17 protein-coding genes are annotated in these 14,691 nt (G+C 66.7%); 2 read left to right on the forward strand and 15 right to left on the reverse strand.

The features are described from left to right. Positions 1 to 190 precede the first annotated feature (190 nt). From D7W82_RS03585 to D7W82_RS03645, 13 genes are all read right to left on the reverse strand, one after another. The gene (locus D7W82_RS03585; protein ID WP_233587275.1) at positions 191 to 496 is read right to left on the reverse strand and encodes a hypothetical protein; all 306 of its coding nucleotides are present in this window, start codon (positions 494 to 496) and stop codon (positions 191 to 193) included. A 186-nt stretch (positions 497 to 682) separates the two neighbouring features. Beyond that, positions 683 to 1,021 carry a hypothetical protein gene (locus D7W82_RS03590; RefSeq protein ID WP_120616975.1) on the reverse strand — a complete coding sequence of 113 codons (339 nt, stop codon included), beginning with the start codon at positions 1,019 to 1,021 and terminating at the stop codon, positions 683 to 685. Between the two features lie 278 nt (positions 1,022 to 1,299). Continuing rightward, on the reverse strand, positions 1,300 to 1,485 hold the full coding sequence (locus tag D7W82_RS03595) for a hypothetical protein (RefSeq protein ID WP_120616976.1): 186 nt from the start codon (positions 1,483 to 1,485) through the stop codon (positions 1,300 to 1,302). Positions 1,486 to 1,660: 175 nt separating this feature from the next. After that, entirely contained in the window at positions 1,661 to 2,275 is a 615-nt protein-coding gene (locus D7W82_RS03600) for a DUF2924 domain-containing protein (protein WP_120616977.1), read from the reverse strand. Positions 2,276 to 2,388: 113 nt separating this feature from the next. Continuing rightward, positions 2,389 to 2,613: a hypothetical protein gene (locus tag D7W82_RS03605; RefSeq protein WP_120616978.1), complete on the reverse strand. Its 225-nt coding sequence runs from the start codon at positions 2,611 to 2,613 to the stop codon at positions 2,389 to 2,391. Between the two features lie 71 nt (positions 2,614 to 2,684). Next, complete coding sequence (locus D7W82_RS03610) at positions 2,685 to 2,981, reverse strand: hypothetical protein (RefSeq protein ID WP_120616979.1); 297 nt, start codon at positions 2,979 to 2,981, stop codon at positions 2,685 to 2,687. A 138-nt stretch (positions 2,982 to 3,119) separates the two neighbouring features. After that, positions 3,120 to 3,557 (reverse strand): hypothetical protein, encoded by a 438-nt coding sequence (locus D7W82_RS03615; protein ID WP_120616980.1) that lies wholly within the window; start codon positions 3,555 to 3,557, stop codon positions 3,120 to 3,122. A gap of 10 nt (positions 3,558 to 3,567) precedes the next feature. Then, positions 3,568 to 5,478, reverse strand: coding sequence for a hypothetical protein (locus D7W82_RS03620; RefSeq protein WP_120616981.1), 1,911 nt, complete (start codon positions 5,476 to 5,478; stop codon positions 3,568 to 3,570). Positions 5,479 to 5,542: 64 nt separating this feature from the next. Next, on the reverse strand, positions 5,543 to 6,880 hold the full coding sequence (locus D7W82_RS03625) for an Ig-like domain-containing protein (protein WP_120616982.1): 1,338 nt from the start codon (positions 6,878 to 6,880) through the stop codon (positions 5,543 to 5,545). Positions 6,881 to 6,889: 9 nt separating this feature from the next. Further along, on the reverse strand, positions 6,890 to 7,285 hold the full coding sequence (locus tag D7W82_RS03630) for a hypothetical protein (RefSeq protein ID WP_120617055.1): 396 nt from the start codon (positions 7,283 to 7,285) through the stop codon (positions 6,890 to 6,892). 5 nt (positions 7,286 to 7,290) lie between these two features. Next, positions 7,291 to 7,986, reverse strand: coding sequence for a hypothetical protein (locus D7W82_RS03635; protein ID WP_120616983.1), 696 nt, complete (start codon positions 7,984 to 7,986; stop codon positions 7,291 to 7,293). A gap of 7 nt (positions 7,987 to 7,993) precedes the next feature. Beyond that, positions 7,994 to 8,521: a hypothetical protein gene (locus D7W82_RS03640; RefSeq protein WP_120616984.1), complete on the reverse strand. Its 528-nt coding sequence runs from the start codon at positions 8,519 to 8,521 to the stop codon at positions 7,994 to 7,996. A 1-nt stretch (position 8,522) separates the two neighbouring features. Further along, entirely contained in the window at positions 8,523 to 10,034 is a 1,512-nt protein-coding gene (locus D7W82_RS03645; RefSeq protein WP_120616985.1) for a baseplate J/gp47 family protein, read from the reverse strand. 166 nt (positions 10,035 to 10,200) lie between these two features. On the opposite strand from D7W82_RS03645, the gene D7W82_RS42505 reads away from it, so the two are divergent. Both D7W82_RS42505 and D7W82_RS39940 read left to right on the forward strand, forming a co-directional pair. Continuing rightward, positions 10,201 to 11,124, forward strand: coding sequence for a glycosyltransferase (locus D7W82_RS42505; protein WP_120616986.1), 924 nt, complete (start codon positions 10,201 to 10,203; stop codon positions 11,122 to 11,124). Between the two features lie 804 nt (positions 11,125 to 11,928). Then, a complete protein-coding gene (locus D7W82_RS39940; RefSeq protein ID WP_147439215.1) occupies positions 11,929 to 13,386 on the forward strand; it encodes a hypothetical protein in 1,458 nt (485 codons plus the stop codon). 233 nt (positions 13,387 to 13,619) lie between these two features. Here the strand turns inward: D7W82_RS39940 and D7W82_RS03665 are convergent, their stop codons facing one another. Then, positions 13,620 to 14,006, reverse strand: a complete 387-nt coding sequence (locus D7W82_RS03665; RefSeq protein ID WP_120616988.1) for a GPW/gp25 family protein — start codon at positions 14,004 to 14,006, stop codon at positions 13,620 to 13,622. Positions 14,007 to 14,016: 10 nt separating this feature from the next. Further along, a complete protein-coding gene (locus tag D7W82_RS03670; protein WP_120616989.1) occupies positions 14,017 to 14,691 on the reverse strand; it encodes a hypothetical protein in 675 nt (224 codons plus the stop codon).

The raw sequence follows: 14,691 nt of genomic DNA on the forward strand, positions 1-14,691 counted from the left end.
GCGCTCCTGGGTGGGGGTGGTGGGCGGAATTACAGTGTGTGTGATTGGCCCCGGGCGAGGAAGGAGGGGGCTTGGCGGGATGTGCCGACGCGGAGTCTCCTCGCTGCGTCCGCTGGTTCTGCCGGAGGCACCTCCCCTGGTGGCGGGCTGCTGGCTGGCACGCGGTACCTTCCGAGGGGCTCAGCGGGGCTCAGCCCACGAGACTGGCGAGCACCGCCATCGCGCGCTCGGCCTCGCCCGGAGTGCCCTCCGCCAGCTCCAGGTACACGCGGCCTCCGGAGAAGATGAGCACGTCCGGGAGTTGCTCGATGCGCACGTCCCAGCGCTCACTCTGCGGGGTTGCCATCTCGACATCGGCGTAGAGGCGATGGAGGGCGGCATTCAGCGTGCGCTGGCGTGTGTCCTTCGGGAAGCGCACCTCGATGTACGGCTGGGGAATCCCATAGCGCGCGGTGCGCTGTCCCACCATCATTGTCTGCTGGCTCGTCGCGGCCATCGTCGTCCTCGCGTTCCGTAGGGAGTGTTGCCCGTTGCGAAAGACATACGCGCTCTTGTGGGCGCGTGATGCAAGTTGAGTCTTGAGAGTCGGCACTGGCACGCGGTGCGCCCGCGAGAGGGGGCGCTTTCGTGTGGCCGGGAACCCGCGCGGTGCTGCGGCGCGGACTCCCGCTGTCTTCTCTGCTCAGCACAGCAGGGTGTTGAGGAGCATCATCCCGCGCATGGCCTCGGCATGGTCCCCTTCGGCCAGCTCCAGGTAGATGCGGCCGTGGTTCGGCTCCGAGAGGCGCTCGCTTTGCACGATCCACCGCTCGCTGGCGGGCGTCCTCAGCTCCAGGTCGGCTGAAAAGGCGTGGAGCGCCGCACTCAGATGCCGGTGGGTGGAGCCGCTCGGGAGGACGATGTCCAGTTGCGGCTGAGGCGTGCCGTACCGATTCTTGGCAAGGACCAAGTTCAGGGCGGCGTTCTGGAGATCAAACACCGTTATTTGGACAATGTGGGGGGAGGGGTTGGTGGTCGCCATGGTGTGCATTCCTGCGGGTTGGCGCGGTGCTTTGTTGTCCGTCGCGAAAGGCATACACGCTCTTGTGGGCGGGCGTATCAAGTCCTCTGTGCTGTCTTTTGGGTGTATGTTCTGCCCGGGGCGTTGGCGTTTGGGCTGAGGGCGCTGTTCCTGATGGGCCATGTGTCTGGCGGTGAGGCAGGGCGAGCGCGCCCGGGTCCTATTTCGGCCGCTTCGAGTGGCTTGCCGGACGTGCCTGTCGCAGCCCGGCAAGGCCCTCGAATGGCGAGGGGCTGCGGCTAGGTTGCATCCTTGGAGGTCGGGGTGGGCTTCGTGTCCTCCCGCTCGGCTCGAAACTTCATGAGCTTGTCGATAATCTCGGCCTTCTTGGTTTCCCCCAAGTAGGGGAAGCTGTTTCCGGTGTCGATGACGTAGCGGCGCAGTTTCTTGACGGTCATCGTTTCCAATTCTTCGCGTGTCTTCATGTTGTTCCCGTGGGGACTGCGTTGAAGGAGGGGCCGGTCGAAGGTCTCGGGCGGTGTTTCACTTCACGGCGATGTTGGCGCCCGCCTCGCGTGTGGACGGCGGGGCGGAGCGCGTCCGGGTTGGGAGGGCCTCTCGGCCTATTCGGTGTCCTGCTGGGGCGAGTGGGTGCGGGCCTCACTCCTCTTTCGGAGCGAAGCGCGCGGCGGCCTCGGTGGCGCCCATGGCCGTGAGTTCTCGGTGGACCGCGCGCATGAAGAAACGAGTCCGGCTCGGGATGCCCGCGTCGCGCCAGGCCTTGTCCAGGACCGCCAAGTCCTCCGCGTCGAAGGAGAGGGGGATGACGCGCTTGCCGTCCTCGCGCACCTTCACCTCGCGCTCGGGACGGGGGCCCACCGGCACGCGTCCGGCCTCCGCCTCCCGAATCTTCCACTTGAGGTAGGGGATGTCGCTGCTGCCTGTCGGGCGTCCCACGACTTCGCGGTACTTCGCCTGCAACGCCTCCAGCGACATGCCGGCGAAGCGCCCGTGCTGGCTGGCAGGCTGCGTGCCCTCGTCCGACGTGGCGGCCCGTGCGGCAGGCGCCGGAGGCGCGCTGGGGGCGGCGGCCGTCGCCCGGCGGGTGGGGCTGCGCCGCTTCTGGGCGGCGAGGGACTCCTCGATGCGGCGGATGAGGAACTTCTTGTTCGGGCTGCGCGTCTCCTCGCCCACCACTTCGCGGTAGCGGGCGCGCAGCTCCGTCAGGTTCATGGACTCCAGCTTCTTCGTCTTCGGTGCGGTGTTACGGGGCATGGCGGTGTTTTCCTTTTCGGGCCGTGGGTACACGTCTGCCATTCACGAGGGCGGCCCGGCGGCCCTCATGCGCGGCTGCCCCGCTGGGCGGGGCGTCGGTGGTGAGTGGGGGACTACGTGCTGCGGGGGCTGTTGGCGGCGCGGATGCCGGCTTGGTAGGCCGCTTCGAGGGCGTCCCTCAGTTGCCACACCGCCACCTCGTGGATGTCGAGGCTGTCGCTGTTGCGTGTCTTCAGCGTTTCGATGTTCATCTCCTCGCGCACAATGCGCTCGAGGGTCTCTGCGGGCGCCTGGGCGGGCTTCGAAGCGTTGGCGGGGCGGGGCTTGCGGGGTGTCATTGTTTTGTCCTTTCGTGCGCCTTGGGCGGCGCGCGTGAGACATACGCGCTCTGTTTCGCGCGTATGGCAAGTCATTGTGCGCTGGGATTGCGCAGGTGCGCGAAGCACTCCAAGTCGACGGCGCGCGGGTCGACATGCACGAAGGAGGTGGTTCCGTCCGGGTGAATGGGAGCAGCGTCGATGCAGTCCTCGGCCGTGACGCCCCCGAGGCGCGCCAGCTTCTCGTCGTCATTCACGTAGTAGTCGTCCGCGTCCGGGTTGGCGTCTGGGCGGAGGCTGCCGCGCAACACCGCGAAGATGCGGACCTTCTGCCCCCGGAGGCCGGGGATTTCGTTGCCGAGGTAGGTGGTGTCGGTGCCGATAAGCATAGGTGTCTCCCTGGCGCGCAGTTGGGCGGCGCGCGAAGACATACATGCTCTGTCTTCGAGACATATCAAGTCGAGGAGAGAGGGATTTGGGACGCCCTGGGCATGGCGGGCGCAGGGGTGTTTGCTGGCGGTGTATGCCTATTGACTGGACTCTCCCGGGGCGCGGGGCTGCTCGTCGGGGGGCACCGCGATTCGGAGGCCCTGGGGGAACCAGCGCTCGCGAGTCTCCTGCGACAGGGGCCGCACCACCACCTTGCCGGCACCGCCCCCCTTGGGCTTGAGCACCGAGTGCAAGCGCCCGCGCTGGACGAGCTCGGCGTGGAGGTGGCCGACAAGGAGTCGGTGCAGGTGGCCGAAGCTGCCTGGCGCCGGATGCTCCGGCTCGCCCTCTGTCTCACGGATGAGGAACTCGGTGGAGCGGCAGGCGGGACAGGGAGGGAGTTGGACGAGGCCGTCGTCCACGTCCTCGCGACGGGCGACGCCCACCTCCAGGGAGTCAAGGGAGAGGCGATTGCCGCTGCCGCACCGGGCGCAGCGCTGAAGTACGTCCTCGGTGGTGACTTCGTGAATGGCCATGGGGGCGCCCTTACGCGACAGCGGTGTACGAGCCGAACCAGTACGTCGCGGCGAGGCCTGGGAGGGTTTGGTGGCTGTAGAAGGCGAAGCCGTCTCTGTCCGGCACCATGACGGTGGGATTGCCGACGAAGCTTCCGGCGAAGGCGTAGGGGCTGAGGGTGATGGAGGAGGGCGCGGTGGGGAAGCGACTGCGGAACGTCACCGAGCCGCCGCCGGACAGGTTGTCGTGCGCGACGGTATCGCTATTGCTGTACTGGAGGCCGAGCCGGCCCACCTCGCGGACGCTGCCCGCCAACTCGAAAGAGGTGTTGCTGGCGGTGCTACTCAGCGGGAGTCGCAACGTGCGCGTCCAGGAGGCGAAGGTGGCGGTGAGGCTGGCGTCATGGAGGAACTCGGCCTCGTTGCGTGAGAGGCGGAAACCGCTCGCCGCCGCCCCGGTGGTGTCGCGGGCCCAGGCGCTCCCATTCCAGGCGGCGTTGAGGGTGAACCACACCGAGTCGCTGTCGGCATAGAGGCGCAGCCGCGCGGCGGCGCCGCCCGCGCCCTGGGTGTCGAGGAGAAGGACACGACCGGCGCCGAGGACGGGCTGGAGGATGGCCCTGTGCTGGCCCGCCGACGTCTCGTTGCCGCGGAAGTGCCCGCCGCTGAAGGCCCCGAGGACTTCGGCGAGGGCGGCTTCCACGGTGCCTGCCGTGAGGAGGTCGCCCGTGTCCGCGACGGAGACGGCGGAGGCCGCGTGGGCCCCCGCTCCCTGGGTGACGTGCCCGTTGAGGAAGCCCAGCAGCGCGGCCACCTGCTGCCGCAGGCTGCTGGCGGGGAGGGCGTGGGGCGTCCCGGCCAGCGCGTCTCCTCCGACACGAGAGGCGCCGGGACTGTTTGCCGTTGTCTCTCCGAGGCGAGTGACGACCTCCTGGAGTTGAGCCTGCACGCTGGTGCTGCTGACGTAGCCGTGGGGGGTGGCGCCAATGGCGCTGGCGTGGTGGGCCCCGGTGGCCGCGCCCTGGTGGGCGTTGAGGAAGCCCAGCAACGAGGAGAGCTGCGCGTCCACGGTGCCTGCCGGCATGAGGTTGGGTGTGCCGGGCACCGCGTCCGCACCCACGCGGGAGGCGCCCGGTGTGCCAGCAGCGGCCGAGGAGAGCTTGTCCGCGACTTCGTCCACGGCCTCCTGCACGTTGGTGGAGGTGATGAAGCCGTGGGGCGCGTAGTCCACGGCACCGGCCCCGTGTCGCCGGGCGGCGCCGGAGAAGTGCCCGGCCAACTCACCGTCCACCTCGTCCAGCGTCGCCTGCACCGTCTCGGCGCTGGGGCTCAGGACGTCCCAGGTGCCGCTCTCCACGGCCACCGAGGTGCTCCTCGCGAAGATGAAGGCCTGGCGGCGAGAGGTGTCCAAGTCCGCGGCGAGAAGCTGCGTCTGCCCGGGGCGGCGCCGGACGTCACACAGCAGCAACTCGTCGGGCTGGAGGGCGGGCTTGGGCGCCTGGCCGACGGGGCCCTCCGGCGCCTGGCGCACCACCAGCTCGAAGGACTCGTCGCGGCGGAAGTACACCTGCTGGGAGTTGCCGTCCGTGCGCGGCTCCGACAGCAGGCGGGTGAAGCGCAGGAAGATGCCCACCCACCGCTCGCTGCCGGCCGTGGAGACGTCGGTGGGAATGCCGGAGACGTCCACGGCGCAGTCCACCGTCTGGCCGGTGCCGATGAAGATGCGCTGGCCGAGGTTGTCGTAGGCGCGCGCCGGGGCCGTCAAATCGACGGAGAGGCTGGCCACGGGAGAGTGAGGCGCAGGCACGGCCCCGGAGATGACGCCGTGGACGCCCAAGTCCGAGGCGAGGTTTCTGTCCGCCTGCTCCAACTGCGCGAAGGCCAAGTCGAGTTCGGCCTCCGTCACCTTCTGCCTGAAGAAAAAATCCAGCCTGTTGGCCATGCCTGCACCCTCCAGTGGAGGGCAAAGGCAGGCCGCGAGAAATCGGGGACATGCCGGGCGGACGTCAGTGCAGCGTTGTCGTCTCGCCCAGCTCGCTGAGTCCCAGTTCCCAGTGCTCGGGGACGACAGGGGGCAGGGGCTCCACCAGGTCCACGAAGTGGGTGTGGGCGGGCTTGAGGTACTCGACGAGGGTGCGCAGGCGCTGGCGCTCCGCGGGCGAGAGGAGGCGCTCCACCTCGACGTTGAAGGCGTAGCGGGCGAAGCGCTCCGAGGGGCCCAGCACCCAGTCCACGCCCAGCTCGGACTCACCCAGCACGAGGGTGTCCGAGGCGAAGGGGGAGATGGCCCTCACCTCGATGCCGAGGAAGAAGCGGATGGCGTTGCGCAGGCCCAGCGCGGTGCCCTTCTGGCGGTACATGTCCACGAGGACGGCGGCCAGGCGGCGCCGGGCGAGGACGTCCAGCTCGAAGGCGAAGGGGTTGCCCAAGTCCACGAGGATGGCGTCCAGGAAGGCCTCCGGCGCGCGCTCCAAGTCGAAGACGTCGGGGAAGGCGTCCAAGTCGGCGAGGAGCAAGTCCGTCACCTCCTGGAGGCAGGAGATGAAGCGGTGCAGGTCGCCCGTCACGTCGTCGCGGCGGTTGTGGCGGGGCAGCATGTCCCAGAGTTGGAAGCTCCGGGAGGGCGGCCGGGCTGGACGGAAGCCCGAGAAGGTGGCGCGGTGGTAGGGGGCCAGCACCGGGTTGCCGTGCGCGTCCGTCACGCCTTCCACACGCACCTCGTAGACCACGTCCGGCGTCAGCTCCGTGTCGAGGACGAGGTGGACGAGGAGGCCGTCCGCGGCAGCCTCAAGGGAGGCCACTGGGACTGCGGGCGCACCGCGTGGCGTGAAGGTGAAGCGCGCCGAAGGCGGCACTCGCACCGCTTCGTCGAAGGCGAGGCGCACGGACTTCGGTCCCACGGCCTGCGCACCCACGAGGCGGGGCGCTGTCCTGTCCTCCACGGTGAAGGTGTATGTCTCATCGAGGTGGTGCTCGCCGCCGGCCGTCGTGGAGTTGACGCGCACGGAGACGGTGGCCTGGCTGGCCAGCGGCACCGCCGGGTGGAGCACCACGCGCAGGGTGTCCGCCGTCTGAGTCACGTCCGCCAGGGGCCCGGCGAAACCAGGGAGCACCTCGACGCTGGCCCCACCCTCGAAGGCGAGGAGTCCGTCCACCCAGACGCGCGTAGCCGCCCGGGCAATGCCGTCCGCGCCGACATCCACCAGCACCAGCTCCAGCGTGGTGTCGACGGGGACGTCTGTCTCCCCAGTGGCCGGAGCGCGGTTGAGGAGGAGGGGGCGGCGCGTCTCGGCGAAGAGGGAGACGGTGTCGACGTAGAGGGTGGGCAGCTCAACCGTGGCCATGGGGCTTCCTCACGGGGAGACGAGCTCCAGGCGGACGCCCACCGTGTGGACGCCGGAGAGCTTCGAGACGTTGGCGACCAGGTCCGCGACGAGGCGCTCGCGGCCGGGGCGTCCGAGGAGGCGGGCGTACTTCACCCCGCCCACGACGAGGGACGCTTCCCAGGCCAGGCCCGCCGGGGCTGCTGAAGGCACACGGAGGCGCAAGGCGGTGCGGACCAGGTCCACGCCGGTGACGTCCACGGCTTGCGTCACCTCGGCGAAGTCCCCAGGGGCCAACTCGAATCGGCGCCCGGGCTCCTCGTCGCCGAGGACGAAGAGGTACTCGCCCGAGGCGGGCGTGGCCTGCTGGGGCCGGATGCGTCCCTGGCCCAGGCCGAGGCGGCTGGTGAAGGCGGTGAGGGCCATGGTCTTCACACCTGCCGGGACAACTCGAGCGAGTCGAAATAGGCGCGGCGCGTGACGTCCTTCACCGCGAAGCCGAAGCCGCCCCGGCCGGAGGTGAGGGGCTGGCTGCCGGAGTTGATGCCGAGGGCGTCGTCGATGAAGTCGGCCATGCCCGGCACGGGCTGCCAGTCGGGAGGCGTACCGAGCGGGTGCGCGGCCAAGTCATTGTGGAAGGCCTTGAGGACGATGTCGCCGTTGGCGTTGACGACGACGTCCAGCCGCAGGTGCAGCCAAGTGCCCTGGGTGAAGCTGGCCGAGGACTTCAACAGGACGCCGGGGCCGTCCGCGTCGGGCAGGCCCGTGGCCACCGCGCCCTTTCGCAGGACCACCCGGTGCGGCTCGTCGTCGGAGAGGCCCAGGAGGTAGGCGGAGTCGTTGACGGAGGTGCCCTGCCCGCAGAGAAAGAGGAAGGGGGAGAAGCCGGTAGGGCCGCCACCGGGCCCTCGCTGGAGGCAGCCGCGGATGCTGCCTCCCTTGGCCATGGGGGCGAAGTCGGCGAGGTTGGCGAAGAGACCCACTGCGCCCTGCGCGGCGGTGAGCGAGTTGAAGGCGAAGAGGAAGTTGCCGCCGCCCGGGGGACGGGCAATGCCCGCCGTCACCCCCCTGTCCACGGTGGCGATGTCCAGTCCGCCGTTGAGGTAGGTCCAGTCTGCGAGTGCCATGGTGTCCTCACTGCGTGGTGGCCGTGGGCCACCCGGTGTCGAAGTCCTCGGTGGGCTGCGTGGTGTTGAAGGGGGCCACGCGCGCCGTCACGTCCTCCCAGCGCCAGGCGTAGGCCTCGTTGGTGTGCCAGCGCTGCTCGAAATCCTCCCGCGGCGACTCGCTGAAGAGGCCCTCCACGGAAGCTGCGTCCACCCAGTCCGTGAGGAAGGGCCCCTGGCCCCACGTCTCGACGACGTTCCCCTCGAAGCGGTGCGGGACGAGCTGCGCGGGCGGCAGCTCGAAGAGGAAGCCGTCGTTGTCCCAACCTCGGGAGAAGTCCTCGAAGCCGTCGCGCTGGCCGAAGAAGGCGAGGGCCACGGAGACGTCGGAGAGGGAGGCGCGCCACACGTGCCAGCGCTCGAAGTCCTCGCAGGATTCCTCCGGCACACCGAAGCCTGCCAGGGCTTCGAGGCGCGTCACCGCCGTCAGCGTCCAGTGCGCAGCCTCGCCGGGCCGAGCGCCCGCGTCCTCGAAGCTGGGGTTGAGGAGGGCCATGTCAGAGCATTCCCCCGGTATCGCCGTCCTGGAGCGTGACGCTGCCCAGCACCGGCAGCTCGCGCACCGTCAGCTTCACATCCGCGGGCAGGCCGTTGAGTGCCAGGTCCATTCGCGCGTCGCCCAGCTTCCGTACTTCGGGCACATCGCGGATGACGTTGAAGACGTCGGACCAGGCCACTTCCCCGGCGGGGAAGCCCTGGGCGTCCTTGAGGTTGAAGCCGAAGTCGATGCGCGGGTTGGGCGTGCCGTCCGGCTCGCTGACGCGGAAGTACGCAGCCAGCGCTTGGCGGACACGCGAGGCGACGTCCTGGGCCGAAGCGCCCTGGCGCAAGAAGAGGCGGGCGGAGACGTCCACGCGCCGGTACACCGGCTCCTGGACTGCCACCTGGAAGGTGAGGGTGCAGGGGTAGACTTCCGTCACTTGGCGCAGCACCTGGGCCTTGAGCGCGGGCGTGGGGACTCCGCCGCCCTGGGGCACCACGTAGAGGATGCCGGCATTCTCCCCAATGGAGGCGTCCTCGTTGGACGTCAGCATGAGGGCGCGCGCCACGCCGGGCAGGCGCCGAGCGTTGATTTCGAAGTCCTCGCGGGACACGGTGCGCGTCAGGGCCCGGAGGCTCTCGGGGGCCAGCAGCTTCGCGGAGGCCACCGTCTGCCTGTCCGCGCCACCCGAGGCGGGGGCGGGGTTGTGCACGGACACCTGCACCGCGTGGCCGTGGGCGTCCCTGAAGCTGCCCTCGACGACGACGAGGCGGCCTGCGTCCACGTTGCCCGCCGCGCCGCCGCCCGTCTTGTACACCACCGCCACGGTGCCAGCGGGCGGCAGGCCGTTGACGCCGTTGCCGAAGCGGACGGTGGCCCTGTCTCCCTGATCCACCGAGACGAGGAAGTGGGCGTCGGGGACGCGGGAGTTGAGGAAGGTGTCCACCTCGGTGAAGGCGCCCTGGGCGGTGGACACGCGGGCGGAGCCGTCGAGGTAGGGGGCGAAGTCCAGGTGCGCTTCGAAGTCGGCGAGGCCGCGGGCGTCGAAGAGCTGGGTGTGCGTCTTCGAGTGCTCAGCCACAGCGAGGACTCGCGGCGGGTTGGCGCCGGCCGGAATGGTGACGGACGAGAGGAGCTGGAAGCGGACGGCCTCTGTCACCTCCTGCGTGCGGACGACGATGCCGGCGGGGAAGATGACGGGGGCTGCGGGAGGTTGGGCCAGGCGAAGCTCCACCTCGGCCGTGGCAGCCTGGGCACCATGAAGCCGGTAGCCCAGCATGCGCGCCAGGGCGATGACGTTGCGGCGCTGGGTGGCCGTGGAGAGGCGCGACTCACGGGCGAGGTTGTCCTGGTAGAAGCCGAGGACGTCGCCGATGAAGGCGTGCATCTCCAGCAGGACGTTGCCGAAGCTGGCGACGTCGAAGTCGCTCCAGTCAGGGAAGACACTCTTCGTCAGCGCCACGAGGCGCGCGCGCAGGGCGTCGAAGTCGCGGTGGGTGTAGTCGGTGGACGCGGGAAGAAGTGGCACGTCGGCGAAGGCCTCCTCCGGGAGACAAAGGCCTTGGGCGAGAAGGCTTCGGGGACATCCCAGCTGGCTGCGGGCGGCGCCGCTGCGGCAAGACAGTGAGTCGGAGGGGACTCGGCAATTCTCCCGCTTCTATGTTTTCTGTGGGGCGGTCAGACTCATTGGCGACATGACGCTTGCCCTCTTCAGTCGCCGTCCTCGTGGATTTCCTGTTGCCGCTGTTGCTGTCTCCACGCTCGGGCTGGAGGAGGCGCCCCGATTGAAAAGCATCTCCGTCGTCGTCCCTGTTCGTGACAACCCACATGGACTCGCTCGGTTGGGAACTTGGTGGCGAGGACTTGGTAATGACCAACGGCCGCTAGAGCTCATCGTTGTGGATGACGCCTCTCGGGTGCCTGTTGAGTTCGTGGCCGAGGAGGTTCGCATCCTCCAGGGGGGAGGGCGTGGTCCAGCATGCGCTCGCAATGTGGGGTGGCGCGCAGCGAAGGGGCCGTGGGTGGCCTTCCTTGACTCGGACTGTCTGCCTGCTGCCGGGTGGCCCGCTTGCTTTGCGACAGGGTGGAGGGGAGAGGTAGCTGTCCAGGGTGCCGTCCGTGCGATGGGAACGGACTGGCTGTCGAGTTACTACGAGAGTCAGGGCGTCCTCCGTCCCATGGCTTGGACCGAAGATGGCCGCCCTCAGTACCTCATTTCGGCGAATTGCCTCGTGCACCGGGACACATTGGAGCGCATAGGCGGGTTTGGAGAGCGTTTCCCTCTTGCTGCCGGGGAGGACGTAGACCTGGGCCTGCGGCTGTCTCAGATAGGGGCGTTGAGGTGGTGTGCTGACGCCAGTGTGGCTCATGACTTCGAGCCTTCAATGCGCGCCTTCGTCAGACGCTTTCTTAGGTATGGACGAGGCAATCGGATGCTGGCGGAAGGGCAACCGAAGTCCGCCGGAGATTTCTTCAGCCCGAGACCATTCCTGCCGTTGTTGCGTAGGCCAGAGAATTTTCTGCTAGCTGGGATCGCGTTCGCGGCGCTCGGTGCGGGATGGCTCCTTGGAGGCCACGGCACCAAGCCTCCTTCCAAAGGTTCTCTGTGGGGGGACTGAGAATCATCTCGACCGTGGCCGCCTGGGCGCCGTAATGCCGGTAGCCCAGCATGCGCGCCAGGGCGATGAGGTTGCGGCGCTAGGTGGCCGTGGAGAGTCGGGCCTTGCAGGCGAGGTGTCCTGGTAGAAGCTGAGGACGTCGCCGATGAAGGCGTGCATCTTCAGGATGAGGTCGCCGAAGCTGGCGACGTCGCAGTCCGTCCAGTCCGGAAAGACGCTCATCACCAGCGCGATGAGGCGTGCGCGAAGGGCATCGAAGTCGCGGTGGGTGTAGTCCGTGGACGCGGGAAGAAGTGGCACGTCGGCGAAGGCCTCCACCGGGAGACAAAGGCCTTGGGCCCACTTCTTCAGGGGACATGGGGGACTGGGGGACACCTACCGCGTGCGGTGGCGTCCCAAGCTACAGTTCAAGACTCTCGAACGGGTTCTAGCGGCGGCCGAACTCACCCTCTGGAAGGAGCGATCTCTGGGGTGTCCGTTACGAGCAGCAGGCTGGAGTGGACAGACACTGCATGAGACGGTCGGCGGGTCGATAGTGGTGATTGCGGCATGACGAGGTCTTTCTACTGGCCCCAGGCGGTTGGCCGGTGGGTAGATCTGCGCCATTGCCCAACGTGCAGCGCATCCGCCCCAGGAGGGTCGCGCGGCACCCTCGTTCAATGAAACGCCGAGGGGCCGCATACGTAGTCGCAGTTTACGTCGATCGGCATATGCTAGATTTGCCCTAGGTCTAGACAGGTCAACAGTCTCCTGTTGATCTGTAAGCTGCCACGTCTTCAGTGATTCCATCGAAGGAGCGCTAACGTGTCCAATCAACAGGACGACCTCATCCTTGCTGCGCAGAAGCTGGTGCCGGTCCATAAGTTAAGCACATCCTTGGCGGCCGTCAGCGAGCCGTTGGCTGCCTTCCTGCACGGCGCCAATCTTCCGACAGAGGGCGTGCTGGTAGAGGCATCCGAGCGACATATTGTGCTTAATGCATTCCATGATGCCATCTCTATTCTGCCGGATGGGGATAGAAAGGGGTCGTTCTATCTCAGTAAGTATGTTGTTGCGATTAGCCTCGGTCTTTTTGATGCAGCGCTCAATTATTTATGGAACGAGACTATTGCTGCATTGAGAAGGCTTGTTGCGCGCACGGATCTTGAGTATTTTTATGATGCCGTTGAAAAGCGCCCCGATGTTCGAAAGAAATTGCAGACTGTGGATGATCTTCCGGAAATTGGCGAGGCATTGCTGATTGAAGGGTGCTATCGAATTGGGCTCCTTACGAACGTCAATCATGAGCGCCTGAAGCATGTTAACTTCATGCGAAATCATGCGAGTGCCGCGCATCCGAATCAAAACGAGATAAATGGCGCCGAGATGGTTGGCTGGCTCTCCAACTGCCTGCGGTATGCAATTACGGCTGAGCCCAGTCACGAGGTCGTCCAGGTTAAGAAGTTGCTGGAGCAACTCCGCGCGAATCCGATCCTCCCTGGTGATGCTCCTATAATCAAGAATGGAATCCTTCATCTCCCCAGAGAGCGCATTGATGATTTGTTGTGGACCCTGTTCGGGATCTACTGCGACATGAATCAGACGGCGCAAACCAGGGCCAATATTGAGCTGATCGCGAAGACTGTCTGGGGCGCGTCGGCGGAGGCCCGGAAGTATGAAGTCGGTATTCGGTATGCGTCTTTTGTTAAGCATGCTGAGAACGGCAAGAAAGCGCTCGCGCATCAGTTTCTTACTGCGACGGACGGTCTTGCGTATCGATCGGAAGATGTTCTTGTTGTCGAGTTGATCGACAAGCTTCGCACGCTGTATGGCGCTCATGTCGAGTATAATAATTTTTACAGTGAGCGCAGCCATGCTCGGTCGCTGGAACAGTCTCTTCCTCCCAATGGACAGGTGCCGGTTGCAGTTCGAAGTGAGTGGGTTAAGGTCATATGTGTTTGTTATTTTGGAAATGGCCTTGGGTACAAGGAGGGAGTCGACGAAGCTGCCGTGCCATATTATGTGGTCCACATTAAGAATTTCTCGGAGACTGAGGTTGTTGAATTTCTTCATCTTTTCGGCGATGCTCAGTTTGTCTCTGACCTTCACTTGCCAAAGCCCGATAAGCGTGCGCGCGATGTGGCGGCATTTCTGAAGGCGCGCACAAAGCATGTTCACGCTCTCTTGGCGCTCGATCAGATTGTTAATGCTGCACCCAAGATTCTTGGGAAGATACATAGCGCAACTGCGTTCCAGCAGGCCCTTGCTCAGCTCCCTCGGTGAGTTGCTGCTCGAAGCTCCCAAATGAGGATGGTGGGCAGTCAATTGGGGGCCGGGAGACGGCGCGGTAGATGCGCTCTCCGGTCAGCTCTGTGTGCAGAGAAATCTAGGTGCTTGGGAATGAGAGCAATTGCATTCGTGCCACAGGCAGAGGGGTGCTTCATGTCTGGAGTGTCTAGACTTGTGCTCCGAAGAAGGCCTCGGATCGGGTTTAGCGCGTGGCTGTCTTTGACTGCTCAGGCTTCGTGCCGAAACGGTATGATCAGCCTCGCCGTTGTGGTCCCCTCTCGGATGCGGAGGCGCACTGCAAGGGCCTCCCCGTCCTGTTTGACGTCCACCTGCACCAACTGCACGCCGGGCAGCCAGCGAGCGAGGGCGTCACGGACGTACACTCGTGCCAGTTCTGCCAGCACGGTGTCATTGCGCTGATGGCGAAGGCGCGAGAGGCCCGCGCCGAAGCTGGTGCGCCAGGGCAGCTCGCCGGTGGAGTGGGGCGTGGCGCCTTCCGTCAGCAGCACCTGCCGCACCTTCGAGGTGAGCAGCTCGGCCCCGGTGCCTGAGGCGAAGTCGCGCTTCTTGTCTCTGCGGAAGGGGACGAGGAGATTCTGGGGCGCTCGACTCATGACGTCCTCCTCACGGTATGGGGATGGCCGCGCGCACCTGCTGCAGCGTGCGGACGATGGCGTCGAGGGGCGCAAGGGCCTCTTCCAGCGCGCTTCCCTCGAGGCTGGAGAAGTCCGGCACCTGGGGGCCGCCCACCAGCCCCAGGAAGACGTTGAGGAGGGCCATGAGCTGGGAGAGGGCCGCCAAGGTCTTCCCGACGTTGACGGCCTCCTGCGCGACGTTGGCTTCCGCGCAGCCGGCCACCGCCAGGAGGCCCGCGTCCCCAAGCTGCGCGGCGCGTTGCCGGGCCCGCGCCACACTCGATAGGCGCAATTGCAGGTGCATGAGCTGGCCACGGGCATGGCCCAACTCGCCCAGGACGATGTCGATGACACCCACCACTGCGAGTGGCACCGAAAGCTGAGGGACGAGGCGAAGCAGCTTGGACACCTTCTCGGCCAGGTTCGGCAGGGCCGCGGCGATGGCGGTTGGGTCAGGCGGGGGGCCCAGCGCGTCAGGTATCGCTTTCACGACTTCGACGAGTGCCAGCACCGCGCCGATGATGTCGAAGAGAGGCGTGAGCGGCGCGAGTGCCGGCTGGACAGCCTGCAGGATCTGGTGGTGCTGCAAGGTGGCGCCGCCAGGCAGGGTGAGGGTAGGCGCCTCGGGAAGCGGGGGGATGTGGATGCAGATGGGCAGCGCCAT

This window comes from Corallococcus sp. CA049B (assembly GCF_003611685.1).
In the GTDB taxonomy this organism is placed as follows: Bacteria; Myxococcota; Myxococcia; order Myxococcales; family Myxococcaceae; genus Corallococcus; species Corallococcus coralloides.